The 18,174-nt window shown below is 70.4% G+C and carries 17 protein-coding genes and 1 tRNA gene; 11 read left to right on the plus strand and 7 right to left on the minus strand.

The window, feature by feature from the left end; translation table 11 throughout:
• Positions 1–78: 78 nt before the first annotated feature.
• Positions 79–549: an ATP-binding protein gene (locus tag ACQEV8_RS21355; RefSeq protein WP_432962512.1), complete on the minus strand. Its 471-nt coding sequence runs from the start codon at positions 547–549 to the stop codon at positions 79–81.
• A 244-nt stretch (positions 550–793) separates the two neighbouring features.
• On the opposite strand from ACQEV8_RS21355, the gene ACQEV8_RS21360 reads away from it, so the two are divergent.
• From ACQEV8_RS21360 to ACQEV8_RS21400, 9 genes are all read left to right on the plus strand, one after another.
• Positions 794–1,609, plus strand: coding sequence for a hypothetical protein (locus tag ACQEV8_RS21360; protein WP_432962514.1), 816 nt, complete (start codon positions 794–796; stop codon positions 1,607–1,609).
• Between the two features lie 157 nt (positions 1,610–1,766).
• Positions 1,767–2,510: a YcnI family copper-binding membrane protein gene (locus ACQEV8_RS21365; protein WP_432962516.1), complete on the plus strand. Its 744-nt coding sequence runs from the start codon at positions 1,767–1,769 to the stop codon at positions 2,508–2,510.
• A gap of 93 nt (positions 2,511–2,603) precedes the next feature.
• Positions 2,604–3,257: an SCO family protein gene (locus ACQEV8_RS21370; RefSeq protein ID WP_432962518.1), complete on the plus strand. Its 654-nt coding sequence runs from the start codon at positions 2,604–2,606 to the stop codon at positions 3,255–3,257.
• Positions 3,254–3,721 (plus strand): copper chaperone PCu(A)C, encoded by a 468-nt coding sequence (locus tag ACQEV8_RS21375; RefSeq protein WP_432962520.1) that lies wholly within the window; start codon positions 3,254–3,256, stop codon positions 3,719–3,721. The genes ACQEV8_RS21370 and ACQEV8_RS21375 overlap by 4 nt, the downstream gene beginning before the upstream one ends.
• A 19-nt stretch (positions 3,722–3,740) precedes the next feature.
• A complete protein-coding gene (locus tag ACQEV8_RS21380) occupies positions 3,741–5,795 on the plus strand; it encodes a copper resistance protein CopC (RefSeq protein WP_432962522.1) in 2,055 nt (684 codons plus the stop codon).
• A 6-nt stretch (positions 5,796–5,801) separates the two neighbouring features.
• Complete coding sequence (efeB, locus tag ACQEV8_RS21385; RefSeq protein ID WP_432962524.1) at positions 5,802–7,091, plus strand: iron uptake transporter deferrochelatase/peroxidase subunit; 1,290 nt, start codon at positions 5,802–5,804, stop codon at positions 7,089–7,091.
• Between the two features lie 62 nt (positions 7,092–7,153).
• On the plus strand, positions 7,154–8,086 hold the full coding sequence (gene pheA / locus ACQEV8_RS21390) for a prephenate dehydratase (RefSeq protein WP_432962526.1): 933 nt from the start codon (positions 7,154–7,156) through the stop codon (positions 8,084–8,086).
• A 518-nt stretch (positions 8,087–8,604) separates the two neighbouring features.
• The gene (gene serS, locus ACQEV8_RS21395) at positions 8,605–9,882 is read left to right on the plus strand and encodes a serine--tRNA ligase (RefSeq protein ID WP_432962528.1); all 1,278 of its coding nucleotides are present in this window, start codon (positions 8,605–8,607) and stop codon (positions 9,880–9,882) included.
• Positions 9,879–10,682, plus strand: coding sequence for an HAD family hydrolase (locus ACQEV8_RS21400; RefSeq protein ID WP_432962530.1), 804 nt, complete (start codon positions 9,879–9,881; stop codon positions 10,680–10,682). Before serS ends, ACQEV8_RS21400 begins: the two co-directional genes overlap by 4 nt.
• Positions 10,683–10,719: 37 nt before the next feature.
• On the opposite strand, the gene ACQEV8_RS21405 is transcribed toward ACQEV8_RS21400, so the two are convergent.
• The 6 genes from ACQEV8_RS21405 to ACQEV8_RS21430 all read right to left on the minus strand — a co-directional run bounded on the left by ACQEV8_RS21405 (position 10,720) and on the right by ACQEV8_RS21430 (position 15,011).
• Positions 10,720–10,824: transfer RNA gene (locus ACQEV8_RS21405), tRNA-OTHER, on the minus strand.
• Positions 10,825–11,093: 269 nt separating this feature from the next.
• Positions 11,094–11,396 (minus strand): hypothetical protein, encoded by a 303-nt coding sequence (locus ACQEV8_RS21410; RefSeq protein ID WP_432962532.1) that lies wholly within the window; start codon positions 11,394–11,396, stop codon positions 11,094–11,096.
• Positions 11,397–11,498: 102 nt separating this feature from the next.
• Positions 11,499–12,218 (minus strand): ABC transporter permease subunit, encoded by a 720-nt coding sequence (locus ACQEV8_RS21415; RefSeq protein WP_432962534.1) that lies wholly within the window; start codon positions 12,216–12,218, stop codon positions 11,499–11,501.
• A gap of 9 nt (positions 12,219–12,227) precedes the next feature.
• Positions 12,228–13,139: an ABC transporter ATP-binding protein gene (locus ACQEV8_RS21420; protein WP_432962536.1), complete on the minus strand. Its 912-nt coding sequence runs from the start codon at positions 13,137–13,139 to the stop codon at positions 12,228–12,230.
• Positions 13,136–14,053 (minus strand): ABC transporter permease, encoded by a 918-nt coding sequence (locus ACQEV8_RS21425; RefSeq protein ID WP_432962538.1) that lies wholly within the window; start codon positions 14,051–14,053, stop codon positions 13,136–13,138. The genes ACQEV8_RS21420 and ACQEV8_RS21425 overlap by 4 nt, the downstream gene beginning before the upstream one ends.
• Positions 14,043–15,011, minus strand: a complete 969-nt coding sequence (locus ACQEV8_RS21430; RefSeq protein WP_432972875.1) for an ABC transporter ATP-binding protein — start codon at positions 15,009–15,011, stop codon at positions 14,043–14,045. The genes ACQEV8_RS21425 and ACQEV8_RS21430 overlap by 11 nt, the downstream gene beginning before the upstream one ends.
• A 179-nt stretch (positions 15,012–15,190) precedes the next feature.
• Between ACQEV8_RS21430 and ACQEV8_RS21435 the strand changes: the two genes are divergently transcribed.
• On the plus strand, positions 15,191–16,948 hold the full coding sequence (locus ACQEV8_RS21435; RefSeq protein WP_432962540.1) for an SDR family oxidoreductase: 1,758 nt from the start codon (positions 15,191–15,193) through the stop codon (positions 16,946–16,948).
• A gap of 309 nt (positions 16,949–17,257) precedes the next feature.
• Positions 17,258–18,160, plus strand: coding sequence for an LLM class flavin-dependent oxidoreductase (locus ACQEV8_RS21440; RefSeq protein WP_432962542.1), 903 nt, complete (start codon positions 17,258–17,260; stop codon positions 18,158–18,160).
• Positions 18,161–18,174: the final 14 nt, after the last annotated feature.

Genomic DNA, 18,174 nt, shown 5'->3' on the forward strand with positions numbered 1-18,174 from the left:
CTCGCGGGATGTTTCACGTGAAACACGGCGGTGGTGTTTCAACGGCGGTGGTGTTTCACGTGAAACACCACCGCGGTGTCAGACCGCCATCAGCGGCGCGGCACCCTCGCGCCATTTGAGGACCTTGTCGAAACTCACCACGGCACCGCCCCGGCCCGGCTTGTTGCCGATGTGGACGTGGTCGGCGAGCTCCTGGATGAGGCACAGTCCTCTGCCGTTCTCCGCGTCGGAGTGCGCGGGCCGGATCGGCGGGCGGGGCCGGGCGGCGGGGGGCGTCGGGAAACCCGGGCCCGCGTCGGCGACCTCGATCCGGCACTTCTCACCGTCGAGGTAGGCCGTAACCCGGTACGCCTCCGAACCGGAGCCGCCGCGTGCCATGTCCCCACCGTGCTCCACGGCGTTCGCGCAGGCCTCACTGAGGGCGACGGAGAGATCGTAGGAGATGTCGGGGTCGACGCCCGCGGTCTCCATCGTGCCGATGAGCAGGCGCCTGGCGAGGGGCACGCTGGCAGCTTCGCGCCGCAGATGGAGTGACCACCAGATGCTCATGCTCCAGCCTCCTGGCCGCGGCTCGACATACCGTTACGTATTGCCCCGAGTCCCCGCATGTAAGCGTGAAGTTGACGTGACGCCGCCCATACGGCGGATGCGCCCTGGTCCTGGTCGGTGTATGCAGGAGCCAACATTGGTGTAAGTGGGGGCGTGCGGGGCCAGAGGGTGACGTTCCGGTCGTACGGCATCTTGCGGACCTGCCGCACGAGGCCCGCGGGGCCAGTGCGATGATGAGCCCGCCATGACTGCCCCCCACGCGCGCGCGACGCGCTCCGGACACCCGCTCCGGATCCTGCGGGCCGCGGTGTTCGCCGCGGTCTGCGTCGTGCTGGCCGGGGCAGGTCACGTGCTGGCGTCATGCGAGGGCATTCCGCTGTGGACGCTGGGCGCCGGGTTCCTCGGGGTGGCCGCGGTGGCGGCCCCACTCGCGGGGCGCGTGCGTTCACTGTCGGGCATCGCGGCACTGCTCGCGGTCGGCCAGATGGTGCTGCACACCCTGTTCGGGCTGGGGCAGCACGGTACGGCCGCCGCCACCACGTCCTCGGTGCCGGCCGGCGCGAGCGACGCCGCGCTGGTCCAGCAGGCCGCGCGGCTCCTGTGCGGCACCACGGTGGCGGCGATCAGCCCGGCGCAGGCCCACAAGATCCTCACCGACGCCCGGCTCCAGCCGACGGGCGACGCTCACACGCACATAGTCGCGGATGCCGCACCGGCCTCGCTGTGGCCGTCCCTGTCGATGCTGCTCGGCCATGTCCTCGCGGCGATCGCCGCCGGCTGGCTGCTGCGCCACGGCGACCTGGCGCTGCTGCGGCTCACCGAACTGTCGGCGCAGGGCGTCACCGAAGGGGCGCCGATGCGCTCCCTGCGGGCGGCGTTCGCGTTGGTGCGCGCCCTGCGTGCCGGACTCCCGGGGGCGCCGGAGGCACGTCCGTGCCCCGCTCACGCCGTGCGGTCCGTGCCCGAGATGCCGTGCACCACCGCACTGCAGCACACGGTGATCCGGCGGGGCCCTCCGGCCTTCACCGCTCCCGCAGCCGCACTCGCCCTCGCCGCCTGACGCGACGCGACCACCACTCCGCTTCTTCGGATTGTCCGGATTCTTCTGATTCCCGGATTTCCGGACGGCTCGGAGGGGAGCCGCCGTCGTGCGGCACGCGCGCGTGCGCGCATCCCTCTTCCTCATCCCGACCGACTCACAGCGGAGTGCTCCCTCCATGAAGGTTTCCCGTATCGCCGCGGCCGGTGCCGCCGCCGGTGTCACCGTTCTCGCCCTGTCCGCCCCCGCCTTCGCGCATGTCACCGTGCAGCCCGAAGGGGAAGCCGCCAAGGGCGGCTACGCGGTCGTGGACTTCAAGGTCCCCAACGAGCGCGACGACGCCTCGACGACGAAGCTCGAGGTCAACTTCCCCACCGACCACCCGCTGGCCTCGGTCATGCCGGAGCCGGTGCCCGGCTGGGACATCAAGGTCACCAAGTCCAAGCTGGACAAGCCGCTGGAGATGCACGGCGAGAAGATCTCCGAGGCCGTCACCAAGGTCACCTGGACCGCCGACGGCGACGGCATCAAGGCCGGCTTCTTCCAGAAGTTCCCGGTCTCCATCGGCACCCTGCCCGAGGACGCCGACGAACTCGTCTTCAAGGCCCTGCAGACGTACTCCAACAAGGAGGTCGTCCGCTGGATCGAGGTGCCGCAGGAGGGCAAGGAGGAGCCCGACAACCCGGCCCCGGTGCTGGAGCTGTCCGCCGCCTCCGAGGACGGGCACCACGGCTCGTCGGGCGACAAGGCCTCCGACTCCGCGTCGGCCGAGAAGGCCGCCGCCAAGACCACCGCCTCCGACACCGGCTCCTCCGACGGCACCGACACCACCGCCCGCGTCCTGGGCATCGTCGGCATCGTGGTCGGCGCGGCGGGCGTCGCCTACGGCGTACTCGCCGGGCGTCGGCGCTCCAACGCCTGACGCCGCTTCCGTTGCACGGCGCGCCCCGGATCCTCGCCCCTCGGGCGGGGACATCCGGTGCGCGCCGGGTCACCGACATCTGGGATTCCTTTCATGCGCACCAAGACCTTCGCCGCGGCCGCTCTGCTCGCCGCCGCCTCTCTGACCCTGACCGCCTGCGGCAGCGGCGGCGACAGCGACAAGCCCGTCGCCGTGGTGTCGGAGGAGGCCGGCACAGAGAAGGCCGCCACCGTCCTCGACAAGCCGTTCGAGAAGCCGGACCTGGTCCTCACCGACACGCAGGGCAAGAAGTACGACCTCCGCAAGGAGACCGAGGGCAAGCCCACCCTGATCTACTTCGGCTACACCCACTGCCCCGACGTGTGCCCGTCGACCATGAGCAACATCGCCGTGGCCAAGAAGCAACTGCCCAAGGCCGAACAGGACGACCTGCGCGTCGTGTTCGTCACCACCGACCCGGACCGCGACAACCCGGACGAGCTCGGCAAGTGGCTCAAGGGCATCGACCCCCAGTTCATCGGCCTCACCGGCGACTTCGCGACCATCCAGGCCGGCGCCCGCACCCTCGGCATCTCCATCGACGCGCCGAGGAAGGACAAGAACGGCAAGGTCATCTCCGAGCACGGCACCCAGGTCATCGCGTTCTCGCCGAAGACCGACGGCGGCTATGTGCTCTACGGCGAGGACGCCACCGTCGACGACTACACCAAGGACCTCCCCGAGATCGTCAAGGGAGCGAACCCGTGAGGCGTCGACTCGGCCCGGCGGCCCTCATCCTGACCGGGGCTCTGGCCCTGGCGGGCTGCGGCGACTCGGACTCCGGCAGTGGCTCCGCGGACGGGAAGGCGGAACTCTCCGTCGGCTCCGCGTACATGCCGCAGCCCGTCTCCGACGAGATGGCGGCCGGCTTCTTCACCGTCACCAACAAGGGTGGTGCCGCCGACGAGCTGACCTCGGTCACGAGCGATGTCGCCGGTCAGGTCACCGTGCACGAGACCGTCGGCGGAGCCATGCGGGAGGTCAAGGACCTGAAGGTCCCCGCCCACGGCGAACTGGTGCTGAAGAGCGGCGGCGACCACCTGATGTTCGAGCAGTTGAAGCGCAAGCCGAAGGAAGGCCAGACGGTCACCGTCGAGCTGCGCTTCGCCCGCTCCGGACCCGTCAAGGTCGAGATGCCGGTGAAGTCGGCGACCTACAGCCCGAAGACCTGACACTGAGGGAGGGACCCCTGTGACACAGACCATCGCCCCCCGCGTCCGGGCCCTGGTGCTGCTGCTCCTCGCCGCGGCCTGCGCACTCCTCGCCGGAGCCGGCCCGGCCTCCGCGCACGCCGCGGTGACCGGCAGCGACCCCGGGCAGGGGACGGTGGTCCAGGAGGCCCCGGCCCGGATCTCGCTCACCTTCTCCGAGCAGGTCGCGCTGTCCGACGACTCGCTGCGCGTCCTCGACCCCGACGGCAAGCGCGTCGACACGGCCGAGCCGTCCAACGTGAGCGGGACGACGTATGCCGTGGGGCTGAAGCCGGGCCTGCCCGACGGCACGTACACGGTCGCCTACCAGGTCGTCTCCGCGGACAGCCATCCCGTCGCCGGCGCTTACACCTTCTCGATCGGCGCCCCCTCCAAGACGTCCGCGACGGTCTCCCAGCAGGCGACCGACGACGGGGTCGTCGGCTGGCTGTACGGCTTCGGACGGTATGTGTCGTACGCCGGGTTCATCGTGATGACAGGCGGTGCCGCCTTCGTCCTCGCCTGCTGGCGACGCGGCTCCGGGGTACGGCCGGTGCAGCGGTTCGTCGTCTCCGGGTGGCTCGCGCTCACCGCCGCGACCCTCGCCCTGCTCCTGCTGCGCGGCTCCTACACCGGCTCCGGGAAGGTCGCCGACGTCTTCGACCTGTCCCTGCTCGGGCAGGTACTCGAGACCAAGACCGGCGCGGCCCTCGTCTCCCGGCTGCTGCTGCTCGCCGCGGCGGCACTGTTCATCTCCGTGCTGTTCGGGGCGTACGACAAGCGTGAGGACCCCCAGGAGAGGCGCGACCTGACCTTCGGTCTCGCCATCGGCGGCGTCGTCGTGGCGGCCGGGCTCGCCGCGAGCTGGGCGATGTCCGAGCACGCCTCGGTCGGGCTCCAGGCGGGCATCTCCATGCCGGTCGACGTCGTCCACCTGCTGGCCGTCGCCGCGTGGCTCGGCGGGCTGGGCGCGCTCCTGGTCGCCCTGTACCGGGCACCCGCCGACGCGCCCGTCGACGCGTCGGCCGTACGCCGCTTCTCCCGGGTCGCCTTCGGCAGCGTCCTCGCGCTGATCGCGACCGGGACGTACCAGTCCTGGCGCCAGCTCGGCTCCTGGTCGGCCTTCACCGACACCCGGTACGGGCAGCTGCTCCTGGCCAAGATCGCCCTCGTGGTCGTCCTGGTCGGGGTCGCGTGGATCTCGCGGCGCTGGACAGGGCGGCTGCTGGAGGCGGTGCCGGCATCGGCGGAGCGGGAGATGGCGCGCGTCGGTGCGGGGGCTGACGCCTCCGGCGACACGGAAGCCGACGCCACTGGCGATGGCCCGACCGGCACGACCAGCTCGGACACCGGCCATGACGCCGACGGGCGGCCTGACACCGAGGCCGACTCCACCGAGTCGGCCGACACCGAGGCCGCCGACACCGAGGCCGCCGCCTCCGAACCCGGCGTCACCGAACCCGCCGACACCGAGCGCGCCACGCAGCTCGCCCGGCAGCGGGCCGCTCGGGACACCGCCCGGCGGAAGCAGCTGCGGGACGCTGATCCGAACCGCTTCGGACTGCGCCGCTCCGTGCTGGCCGAGGCCGGCATCGCGGTCGTCCTGCTCGCCGTCACCACCGTTCTGACCCAGACCGAGCCGGGCCGTACGGAGCAGGAGGCCAAGGCGGCAGCCTCGTCCTCCGCAGCCGCCTCCGCCGACGCCGGAGCGTCCGGGGCACTCACCCTGAACATGCCGTTCGACACCGGCGGCGAGGACGGCAAGGGCATCGTCACGGTCGACCTCGACCCCGCGCGCGTGGGCAACAACGAGATGCACGTCTACGTGGAGCGGCCCAACGGCCGGGCCTTCGACATCCCCGAAGTGAAGGTCGACTTCACCCTGAAAGCCAAGGACCTCGGGCCCCTGCCCGTCGCCCCCGACCACATCGCTACCGGACACTGGTCGGCGAACGGAGTGCAGATCCCCATGGCCGGCGACTGGCAGGTCGACGTGACCGTGCGGACCTCCGACATCGACGAGGTGACCGTCTCCAAGAACGCGCAGATCGGCTGAACCACCATGGTTGACCAGTCCACTCCGGAGGCCCGCACCCCCGGCACCGCCCCGGGGGAGGCCGAAGCGGCCTCCGCCCGGGAGGGCATTTCACGGCGCCGGATGCTCGGCACCGCCGGTGCCACCGGGCTCGTGCTCGGTACGGCGGGCGCGGCCGGGGGATACGCGGCCGCCCCTTCCGAAGCCGCCGCGCCGCTCACCTCGCTCGGCACCGACCGGGCGATGTTTCACGGGAAACATCAGCCCGGCATCACGGACGCCCTCCAGGCCCGCGGCCACGTCGTCGCCTTCGACCTGACCGCGGGCGCCGGCCGCAAGGAGGCCGCCGCCCTGCTCCGCCGCTGGTCGGAGACGGCACGGCGGCTGATGGCGGGCGAGCCGAACGGGCACGACGACACCGGCGTGGCCCGGGACGCCGGACCCTCGTCACTGACGATCACCTTCGGCTTCGGCCACAGCTTCTTCGCCAGGACGGGCCTGGAGAAGCGGCGCCCGGCCTCGCTCGACCCGCTGCCCGAGTTCTCCTCCGACCACCTCGACAAGAACCGCAGCAACGGCGATCTGTGGGTGCAGATCGGCGCCAACGACTCCCTGGTCGCCTTCCACGCCCTGCGCGCCCTCCAGAAGGACACCGGCTCGGCTGCCCGGGTCCGCTGGCAGATGAACGGCTTCAACCGCTCGCCGGGCGCCACCGCCCACCCCATGACGGCCCGCAACCTGATGGGCCAGATCGACGGCACCCGCAACCCGAAGCCGGCCGAGGCCGACTTCGACCAGCGGATCTTCGTCCCGGAGAAGGGCGAACCGTCCTGGATGGCGAACGGCTCCTACGCCGTCGTACGCCGGATCCGGATGCTCCTCGACGACTGGGAGAAGCTCTCCGGCACAGCGCAGGAGGACGTGATCGGACGCCGCAAGTCCGACGGGGCGGCACTGTCCGGGGGCACCGAGACGACCGCGATGGACCTGGAGAAGACGGACGCCAAGGGCAACCTGGTCGTCCCGATCAACGCCCACGCCCGCATCACCCGGCCCGACCAGAACGGCGGCGCGGCGATGCTCCGCCGCCCGTTCTCCTTCCACGACGGCATCGACACCGACGGGGTGCCCGACGCGGGTCTGCTCTTCATCTGCTGGCAGGCCGATCCGCTGCGCGGCTTCGTGCCGGTACAGCGCAAGCTCGACCGGGGCGACGCTCTGTCGCAGTACATCCGGCACGAGTCGAGCGGGCTGTTCGCGGTGCCGGGCGGGGCCGCGAAGGGCGAATACGTGGGGCAGAAGTTGCTGGAGGGGTGAGAGTTCGCCTCTGGGCGGTCTTGTGGGGGATGTCGATTCCGCAGGCCCATTAGGGTGAGGTCATGCCAGCGAGCTATGCGTATCTCGGCCCTGAGGGCACCTTCACCGAAGTCGCCCTGCGCACGCTTCCCGAGGCCGCCACCCGGGAACTCACCCCGTACGTCTCCGTCCAGTCCGCGCTCGACGCCGTACGAACCGGCGAGGCCGAGGCCGCGTTCGTGCCGATCGAGAACTCCGTCGAGGGCGGCATCACCACCACCCTCGACGAGCTGGTCGCCGGCGCACCGCTGATGATCTACCGCGAGGTACTGCTGTCGATCACCTTCGCGCTGCTGGTCCGCCCGGGCACCAAGCTGTCGGACATCAAGACGGTCTCCGCCCACCCGGCCGCCCAGCCGCAGGTGCGCAACTGGCTGAAGAAGAACCTGCCGGACGCGCACTGGGAGTCGGCCGCCTCGAACGCGGACGCCGCACGGCTCGTCCAAGAGGGCCAGTACGACGCCGCCTTCGCCGGCGAGTTCGCCGCCGCCCGGTACGGCCTGGAGGCCCTGGAGACCGGGATCCACGACGCGGAGAACGCCCAGACACGGTTCGTGCTGGTCGGCCGGCCCGCCCGGCCCGCGGCACCGACCGGCGCGGACAAGACGTCCATCGTGCTGTGGCAGCGTGACGACCACCCCGGCGGTCTGCGCGACCTGCTGGGAGAGTTCGCCACGCGGGGCATCAACCTGATGCTGCTCCAGTCCCGGCCCACCGGTGCCGGCATCGGCAACTACTGCTTCTGCATCGACGCCGAGGGCCATATCTCCGACCGCCGGATGGCCGATGCCCTGAAGGGCCTGAAGCGGATCTGCCTCCAGGTGCGCTACCTCGGTTCCTATCCGCGCGCGGACGTGCGGCCCGGGGATGTCCAGCCGCCGCGGCTGGGGACGTCGGACGAGGAGTTCATGGAGGCGGCGGACTGGGTGGCGCGGTGCCAGGACGGCCGGTTCTAGGCCGGTCGTACCTGGTGATTTTCGTTATCCACAGAAGTTATCCACAGGTCCGCTTCTCGACCTGGGGACAAGTCGACAACGCAACGTGATTCAGTCGACAAATCGCCCTACGGGGCCCGGATAGGTCCATCAACGGGCAGGTCGCCCTTCGTCTACCGTTTCCCCTTGCGTAACTCTTCAGGGGGACCCAATTGCACTCGAAAGTGAGGACAGGGCAGGTTTGCACCGGGAATTCCGAGGGGCACTCAGCCTTCCGGAGTGATCAATTCCGAAGTCCACAGATCTTCCACACAGCCTGTGGATAACTCTTCGGAGGGTGTGGACCCCTGTGGACAACTTGGGCCCAAGTCCCGTTCCGCACAAGGAAATCGAGTCAATACGGTGCCTCACAGATGCCCCGTTCCGGGGGCAGAAGTGCCGTTTATTGACACCAACCGCAATTCACCCATAACGGTACGTAATAATCGACCTCCCTAGTGAGTCGTGAGCGGTCACCCCACACCGGTAGCCTTGGGCGCGTGATTGACCTTCGCCTGCTCCGTGAGGACCCCGACCGTGTGCGCGCGTCCCAGCGCGCCCGTGGAGAGGACGTCGCGCTCGTCGACGCCCTCCTGTCTGCCGACGAGCGGCGCAGGTCGTCCGGCGTCCGCTTCGACGAGCTGCGCGCCGAGCAGAAGGCGCTCGGCAAGCTCATCCCCAAGGCGGCCGGGGACGAGAAGGCCGAGCTGCTGAAGAAGGCCGGCCAGCTCTCCGCCGACGTCAAGGCCGCCGACGCGGACCGCGACGCGGCCGACACCGAGACCCAGGAGCTGCTCCAGAGGCTCGGCAACCTCGTCCACCCGGACGTGCCCGTGGGCGGCGAGGAGGACTTCGTCACGCTGGAGACGCACGGCTCGATCCGCGACTTCGCCGCCGAGGGCTTCGAGCCCAAGGACCACCTGGAACTCGGTCAGATCCTCGGGGCGATCGACGTCGAGCGCGGCGCCAAGGTCTCCGGCTCGCGCTTCTACTTCCTGACGGGCGTGGGCGCGCTCCTGGAGCTCGCCCTGGTGAACGCGGCGATGGCCCAGGCCACCGCGGCCGGCTTCACCCCGATGCTCACCCCGGCCCTGGTCCGACCCCAGTCCATGGCGGGCACGGGCTTCCTCGGCCAGGCCTCCCAGGACGTCTACCACCTCGCCGACGACGACCTCTACCTGGTCGGCACGTCCGAGGTGGCTCTGGCGGCGTACCACATGGACGAGATCCTCGACGCCGACCGCCTCCCCCTGCGGTACGCGGGCTTCTCGCCCTGCTTCCGCCGCGAGGCCGGTTCGCACGGCAAGGACACCCGGGGCATCTTCCGTGTGCACCAGTTCGACAAGGTCGAGATGTTCTCCTACGTCGCTCCGGAGGACTCGCAGGCCGAGCACCAGCGGCTGCTGGAGTGGGAGAGGCAGTGGCTGACCTCCCTGGAGCTGCCGTACCGCGTGATCGACGTGGCGAGCGCCGACCTGGGCGCATCGGCCTCCCGCAAGTTCGACTGCGAGGCGTGGATCCCGACCCAGGGCAAGTACCGCGAGCTGACCTCGACCTCGGACTGCACCGAATTCCAGTCCCGACGGCTGTCGATCCGCGTCCGTGACGGCAAGCAGGTCAAGCCGCTGGCCACGCTCAACGGCACCCTGTGCGCCGTACCGCGCACGATCGTGGCGATCCTGGAGAACCACCAGCAGGCCGACGGCTCGGTGCGCGTGCCTGAGGTGCTGCGCCCGTATCTGGGCGGCCGGGAGGTCCTGGAGCCGGTGGCCAAGTGACCACAGATTTTCCCTACCAGCTGATCGCCACCGATCTCGACGGGACGCTGCTGCGCTCCGACGAGTCGGTGTCGTCCCGCACCCGTGACGCGCTCGCGGCGGCCACCGTCGCGGGCGCCGCGCACATCGTCGTCACCGGCCGCGCGGTCCCCTGGACCCGGCACATCCTCGACGACCTCGGCTACCAGGGCCTGGCCGTCTGCGGCCAGGGCGCGCAGGTGTACGACGCCGGCGCCCACCGCCTGCTGACGTCGGTGACGCTGGACCGGCAGCTGGCCGGCGTGGCGCTGGCCAAGATCGAGGCGGAGGTCGGCCCGCTGTACCTGGCCGCGAGCCGCGACGGTCTTGACGGAGAGGTCCTGGTGGGCCCCGGCTACGCAGTCCAGGGCACCCTCCCGGCGACGCCCTTCACGGACGCGTCGGACCTGTGGACCGCGCCCCTGAACAAGATGTACATCCAGCACCCGACGCTGTCGGACGACGAGCTGTGCGAGGTGGCCACGCGCACCGCCGGCGGTTTCGTCAGTGTCGTCATGGCGGGCGAGGGCATCGTCGAACTCCTCCCCCTGGGCCTGTCCAAGGCGACCGGTCTGTCCCTGGCGGCCCGTCGGCTCAAGGTGAAGGCGGCCGACACGATCGCCTTCGGCGACATGCCCAACGACATACCGATGTTCGCCTGGTCCTCCTACGGCGTCGCCATGGCGGACGCCCACGAGGAACTGAAGGCCGTGGCCGACGAGGTGACCTCCTCGAACGAGGAGGACGGCATCGCGGTGGTGCTGGAACGGTTGTTGGGCTGAACGTCGGGCCTGTTGTTCAGTGCTCGGTGATGCTGGGCGGAGGATGCACGGATCGAACGTGCGCGGGCCTTTGAGCCCGACCGCGACTCGCTTCTGATCAAACACAGAGCAAACCGGTGCCTTACCACTCGGCCAATCCTCCGGGTGGGCGGCCCACGCGATATGCGATTCGCGTGCTCGAAGCGGCCGCCCCGGGCAGCTCCCCGTATGGGGCGAGCTCTACGGAGTGGGGTAGCGACTACTCCGGATCCCGCCGCGGGCTGCCCTGAAGGGAGCTGGACGTACTGCCGTGCATGGACATCGTCCCGCTCCTCTCCCAGAACTCGGCGCCGGACTTCCTCGCCCGGCGGGGTGCATACAACCACTCTCCCCGCCGGGCGAATTGGACGCCACCGATTAAATCGCCCAGCGTCAGCGCCTGCGCCATCTGCGCCGCCGGACCTTGCTGAAGAACCAGCCCGCGGGCGGCTCGTCGGAGCGCCAGGGCTGCGGTTCCGGTTTCTCACGGCGCCAGCGCTCGGCGAGCATCCGGGCCCGGGCGGACGGCTCGGAGGTCTCGGCGGAGCGTATGAAGTCGTCGTCCAGAACGAGGTCGCCCCAAGCATCGTCTCCGGACCCGGCCCCGGACCCGGACCCGGGCTCGGATCCGGACCCTGACCTGGCCCCGGGCTCGTCCCGGCCACCGTCCTCGTACTGCGCCCTCTCGCCCGCCATCCCCGTCTCCTCCCAGCCGTCCAACTCCCGTGCGGTTCCCCTACATCCCGTTTGCCCAGTGTGCCCCGACAGGGGTGAAGCCCCCGTCAAGGCCGGGGCACATCACTCCTCGCCGGCGAGCGTCAGCGAACGCAGCTTCTGACCGGCGAACCAGGTGGCCAGGACCGTGACGGCCACCAGCAGCACCGTCCCCGTGGTCAGGCCGACGTCCGAGGTCACCAGGTCCCCGCCGGACACCTTCTGGGCCACAGCCAGCGACCACTGCTGGACGCTCAGCGTGCGGGCGCCCGGCACCAGGGAGCCGAACAGGGCCTCCCAGACGAGCGCGTAGACGAGACCGAACACGACCGCGTGCCGGGAGACCGTGCCGAGCAGCAGGAACAGGGCCGCGTACGCGATGGACGCGACCAGCGCCGCCACCGTGTAGGCCACGGCGATCTGCTGGCCGTTGCCGTTCAGGATGAATCCCGCGATGAGCGTCGGCACCGCGGAGAACACCATCGTCACGGCGATCGCGACGATCAGCTTGGTGAAGATGATGGTCGGCCGTTTGATCGGCTTGGACAGCAGGTACACCACCGAGCCGTCGTCGATCTCCGGGCCGATCGCGCCGGTTCCGGCGATGACGCCGATGAGCGGCACCATCGTGGCGAGGGCGAGGCCGCCCAGCAGGTCCGAGGCCGTCTGGTCGTCCGCCCCGGCGAGGCCGCGCACCGCCACGGCGATGACGATCAGCAGCAGGGGGAGGGCCCCGAGGATGAGGGCCCGGCGCCGGCCGAGCAGGGCCCGGTAGGTGAGTCGGGCGACTGTGGGGTCATACATCAGGGCCTCCTACGCCGCGACCAGGTACGAGAAGACGGACTCGAGGGACTCGTCGGACGGCGAGACCGTGAGCAGGCGGATGCCGTGCTCGCGCGCCACACGCGGCAGCAGAGCCGTGAAGCGGCCGAAGTCGACGGCCTGGATGCGCAGCGCGCCCTCGGCGTGGTCGACCTCGATCCCGGATGTCGACGGGTCGGCGATCAGCGCGGCCGCGAGGGCGCGGTCGTCGCTGGAACGCACCAGGTAGCGGTGCGGCCGGTCGGTCATCAGGCGCCGGATCTTGCGGAAGTCACCACTGGCGGCGTGCCGGCCGGCGACGACGACCTCGATGTGCCAGGCGAGTTGCTCGACCTCTTCGAGGATGTGGGACGAGAACAGCACCGTGCGGCCCTCGTCGCCCATGCGGCGCAGCAGGTCCATCAGCTGCATGCGCTGGCGCGGGTCCATGCCGTTGAAGGGTTCGTCGAGCAGGAGCAGGGACGGGTCGTGGACCAGGGCCGAAGCCATCTTCACGCGCTGGCGCATGCCCTTGGAGTACGTCTGGATCTTGCGGTCCTGCGCGTACTCCATCTCGACCGTGGCCAGCGCCTTCTGGGCCGCCTTGGCGCCCAGGCCGTGCAGTTCGGCGTTGGCCAGGACGAACTCCTTCCCGGTGAGGAAGTCGTACATCGCCTCGCGCTCGGGGACGACGCCGATGTGCCGGTAGATCTGTTCGTTGCGCCACACGGGCTGCCCGTCGAGGGTGACCGTGCCGGTGGAGGGGGCCAGGAAGCCGCCCATCATGTTGATGAGGGTGGACTTTCCGGCGCCGTTGGGGCCGAGGAGGCCCGTGACGCCGGGGCCGATGGTCATGGTGATGTCGTTGACGGCGACCACGTTGCCGAACCAGCGGGAGACATGGTCGATGTTGAGCGTGGTCACAGTCCCACCTTCTTGTAGCGGCGCATCAGGAGGCCGTAGCTCGCCGCGATCAGGCCGAGTACGACGAAGACGTAGACGACGCCCTCGGCGGTGCTCGGGCCCACCCCGCTGGGGGAGGCGGAGGTCGCGCCCAGGAACGCGGACTGCACCCCGTCGACGAGCGTGATCGGGGAGAACAGCCCGATCAACGGCACGGCGTCGCCGCTGCCCTGCGCGTCGGCGATGGCCTGCAGGGTGGAGACCGCGCCGTAGGTGATGGTCAGCACGGCGATCACGGCCGCGATGCCGAAGCCGCGGCGCGGAGTGAAGGACGCGATGACCAGGCCGATACCGGCGAAGAGGAGTGAGAGCAGTGCCACGGAGACGAGTCCCTGTGCGAATCCCTTGGTCTGGTCGGCGAAGTCGAGCTTGGCCAGCAGCGCGCCCGCATAGAGCAGGAGCAGGGGGCCGGCGGTGAGGATGAACAGCGCCGAGGCCAGCGCCGCGAATTTGGCGCGGACGTAGTCGGCGGTCTCGATGGGCCGCGAGAAGTACAGCGGCACGGTCTTGAAGCGCAGGTCCCGCGAGACGGACTGGGGTGCCTGCGAGGCGACGTAGAGGCTGATGACCGCCTGCATGATGATCGCGTAGCGCGTGTAGTCGACGGGCAGGGCGTTGGCCTTGGTGGCGACCGCGACGGCAACCATGATGGCCGCGGGCACGCACATCACCACGAACAGCAGCATCGGCAGCACCTTGGACTTCACCGAGCGGCCGAGGCCGTAGGAGCCGCGCAGGGACTGCGAGTACAGGGAGCGGCGGGCATAGGCGCGGCCCAGGCGGGGGCCGTCGTAGCTGCGGTAGCCGATGTTGTGGATGCGGGTCTGGTCACCCGGTGCCGGGGCGGATGTCCCCGTGGAGTGCTCAACCGCCATGGCCGACCGCCTCCTTCCGCTGCTCGCGCTCGTCGCTGTCCGTGAAGACCTCGGAGATGTGGTGCCGGCGCTGCTCCATGCGCACCAGGCCGAGTCCGAGGTCGGCGATCACGTCCCGGACCAGGTCGTACGTCTCCTCGCCCTGCGCGGTGAGCAGCAGGACGTGGCCGGCGCCCGGCAGGCCGCTGCCGTCCTCGACGCTCACCCCGCGCGCGTGCAGCGCGTCACGCACCGCGCGGGTGCCGTCCGGGTGCTCGTCGGTGTCGGTGACCTCGATCGCGAGGGTCGTCGTGGTCTGGGTGAAGTCCGTGGTGGAGCTGGAGCGCAGGAGCTTGCCGCCGTCGATGACGACGACGTGGTCGCAGGTGCGCTCCAGTTCGCCCAGCAGGTGCGAGGTGACCAGGACCGAGATGCCGAAGTCGGTGTGGATCCGGCGGATCAGGCCGAGCATCTCGTCGCGGCCGACCGGGTCGAGGCCGTTGGTCGGCTCGTCCAGGAAGACCAGCTGCGGGTCGTGCACCAGGGCCTGGGCGAGCTTGACGCGCTGCTTCATGCCGGTCGAGTAGCCGCCGATGGGGCGGTAGCGCTCCTCGTACAGCCCGACGTGGCGCAGCGTGTCGGCCGTGCGTTCGCGCGCCGCGGTGGGCGGCAGGCCGGACATGCGCGCCATGTGGACGACGAACTCGGTGGCCGAGACGTCCGGGGGCAGGCAGTCGTGCTCGGGCATGTAGCCGACCCGCTCGCGGATGTCGGCGCCCTTGGTGGCGACATCGAGGCCGAGCACGTCGGCGCGGCCCTCGGTGGCGGGGGACAGACCCAGCAGGATCTTGATCAGTGTGGACTTGCCGGCTCCGTTGGCTCCGACGAGTCCGGTCACACCGGGCCCGACGTCCACGGAGAGCCGGTCAAGCGCGGTCACCCTCGGGAACCGCTTGCTCAGGCTTTCGGTCGCGATCACAGTCACCCCTCGAAGGTAGGGCCCGTGAGCGTGGCGGGCGTCACTCCGTGGAGCTGTATTCGGGTCAGCCCTGAGTATTACGGGCCCTAGGGGAGCTGGTTCTCGAGAGTTACCACGGCCGGGTGGGGCCGGAGCAGCGCCCTATTGACGAATTCTCTAACAACTGCCAGATTCGCCGGATGACGTTGCTCACGGGCGCGCGGGAGCGCTGGGTACGGACCGGCGAAGTCGAGCTGTGCGTGGCCGAGATGGGCGATCCGCGTCGCCCGACGGTCGTCCTCGTGCACGGCTACCCCGACAGCAAGGAAGTGTGGTCCGAGGTCGCCGCGCGGCTCGCCGGGCGGTTCCACGTCGTGGCGTACGATGTCCGCGGCCACGGCCGGTCGACGGCGCCGCAGCCGCTGCGGGGCGGGTTCACGCTGGAGAAACTGACGGACGACTTCCTGGCTGTCGCGGACGCGGTCAGTCCGGACCGGCCCGTGCACCTGGTCGGGCACGACTGGGGCTCGGTGCAGGCCTGGGAGTTCACCACCGTCCGGCGCACCGAGGGCCGCATCGCCTCCTTCACCTCGATGTCCGGGCCGTCCCTTGACCACTTCGGCCACTGGATCAGCCGGCGTGTGAAGCGGCCCACCCCGCGCCGGGTCGGCCAGCTCCTCGGGCAGGGCGCGAAGTCCTGGTACGTGTACCTGCTGCACACGCCCGTGCTGCCCGAGCTGGCCTGGCGCGGCCCGCTCGGCAAGCGCTGGCCCAAGGTCCTGGAGCGGGTCGAGCAGGTGCCGCGCGACGGCTACCCGACCTCGTCACTGCCGTCGGACGCGGCGCACGGCGCCTGGTTGTACCGGGACAACGTGCGGCCCCGGCTGCGCAGGCCGCGCCCTGACGCGCACGCCCACGCGCCCGTGCAGCTCATCACGCCCCTGGAGGACCGGTTCCTGTCGGAGCGGCTCCACGACGAGCTGGAGCAGTGGGTTCCGCGGCTGACCCGCAGGACGCTCCCGGCGGGGCACTGGATCCCGCGTACCCGTCCGGATCACCTCGCGTCGTGGATCGAAGATTTCGTGACGTCCGTCGAGGACGGCCGGCCCCCGGCGGCGGCGAGCGGCCGGCACGCCGAGCGGTTCTCCGGGCAGCTCGTGCTGGTCACCGGGGCGGGCAGCGGCATCGGGCGGGCCACGGCGCTCGCGTTCGCGGAGTCGGGCGCACGCGTGGTGGCCGTCGACCGGGACGCCGAGTCGGCGGCCCGCACCGCCGAGTCGTCCCGTCTCATGGGCGCCTCGGCGGCCTGGGCGGAGACGGCCGACGTCTCCGACGAGCAGGCCATGGAGAAGCTCGCCGAGAAGGTCACCCTCGAGTACGGCGTGGTGGACGTCCTGGTCAACAACGCCGGGATCGGACTGTCCGGATCCTTCTTCGACACCACACCGGAGGACTGGAAGAAGGTCCTCGACGTCAACCTGTGGGGCGTGATCCACGGCTGCCGGCTCTTCGGCCGGCGGATGGCCGAGCGCGGGCAGGGCGGCCACATCGTCAACGTGGCGTCCGCGGCGGCGTACCAGCCGTCCCGGGCGCTGCCCGCTTACAGCACCTCGAAGGCGGCCGTGCTGATGCTCAGCGAGTGCCTGCGTGCCGAGCTCGCCGGGCAGGGGATCGGTGTCACGGCGGTCTGTCCCGGCATCGTCAACACCGCCATTACGTCCACGGCGCACTTCGCCGGGGTCGACGCCCAGGAGGAGACTCGGCTGCGGCAGCGCGCCGCCCGTCTGTACGGGCTGCGGAACTATCCGCCGGAGAAGGTGGCCGCCGCGATTCTGCGTGCGGTGGTGCGCGACGACGCGGTGGTTCCGGTCACGCCGGAGGCGCGAGGTGCGCGGGTGTTGTCGCGGCTGGCGCCGGGGATGCTGCGCAGGGTCGCGCGGGTGAAACCGCCGATGTGACAGCCCGTGGATCGGTAAGGCGGTCCCAAGGACCCTGTTTTGAGGGCTAGTTGTCCACAGAACTGTCAATTCTCCCTGTGGATAACAATACTTGGCTGTGGATCAAACCTCGGAGGTAACACTCGATCGCGTGATTCCCGTCTCTCCCGCACTCTGGAGCGATGAACGAACGGCGCACCGTCAAGGTGTCGGCCCCGGGCTGCCGGTGACCCCACCCGCGCACTGACCTGCTGTGCGGGGCCAGCCGCAGACGGTGACTGTTTCACGTGAAACACGGGCGACCCGCAGGGCTCCTTTAGTCTCGATGCCATGAGTCTGGATCTGAGCACCGTGATCCTCCCGTACCGTCGCTGGAACGAGGGCGGCCGTACGGCCTGGACGCGCGCCGAGCAGCTCGGCTTCCACACCGCGTACACCTACGACCATCTGTCCTGGCGCAGCTTCCGGGACGGCCCGTGGTTCGGCGCCGTACCGACCCTCACCGCCGCCGCGGCCGTCACCGAGCGGCTTCGGCTCGGCACACTGGTGACCTCGCCGAACTTCCGGCACCCGGTGACCCTCGCCAAGGAGCTGATCTCCCTGGACGACATCTCCGGCGGACGGGTCACGCTGGGCATCGGCGCGGGCGGCTCCGGTTTCGACGCCACCGCGCTCGGCCAGGACCCGTGGACCCCGCGCGAGCGCGCCGACCGCTTCGTCGAGTTCGTCCCGCTGCTCGACCGGCTGCTCAGCGAGGACACGGTGTCGTACGAGGGCGACTTCTACTCGGCTCACGAGGCGCGGAACATCCCCGGCTGTGTGCAGCGCCCCAGGCTGCCGTTCGCGGTCGCCGCGACCGGCCCGCGCGGGATGCGGCTCGCCGCCCGACACGGCCAGGCCTGGGTGACCACCGGCGACCCCAAGCTGTACGAGAACGGCACGCCCGAACAGTCGGTCCAGGCCCTGCGCGGGCAGGCCGAGAAGCTGGCCGACACCTGCGCCGAGGTCGGCCGGGACATGACCGGCCTCGACCGGGTCCTGCTCACCGGGTTCACGCCGGACCGCACCGGACCGCTCCAGTCGCTGGACGCCTTCGTCGACTTCGCCGGCCGGCACGCGGAGCTGGGCTTCACGGAGCTCGTGGTCCACTGGCCCATCCCGGACTCGCCGTTCGCGGCAGACGAGAAGGTCTTCGAGCAGATCGCCATGGAGGCGCCGGCGCAGCTGCGCTGAGGCCCCTGAGGGCA

This window comes from Streptomyces sp. CA-179760, from assembly GCF_050937045.1.
Taxonomy (GTDB): domain Bacteria; phylum Actinomycetota; class Actinomycetes; order Streptomycetales; family Streptomycetaceae; genus Streptomyces.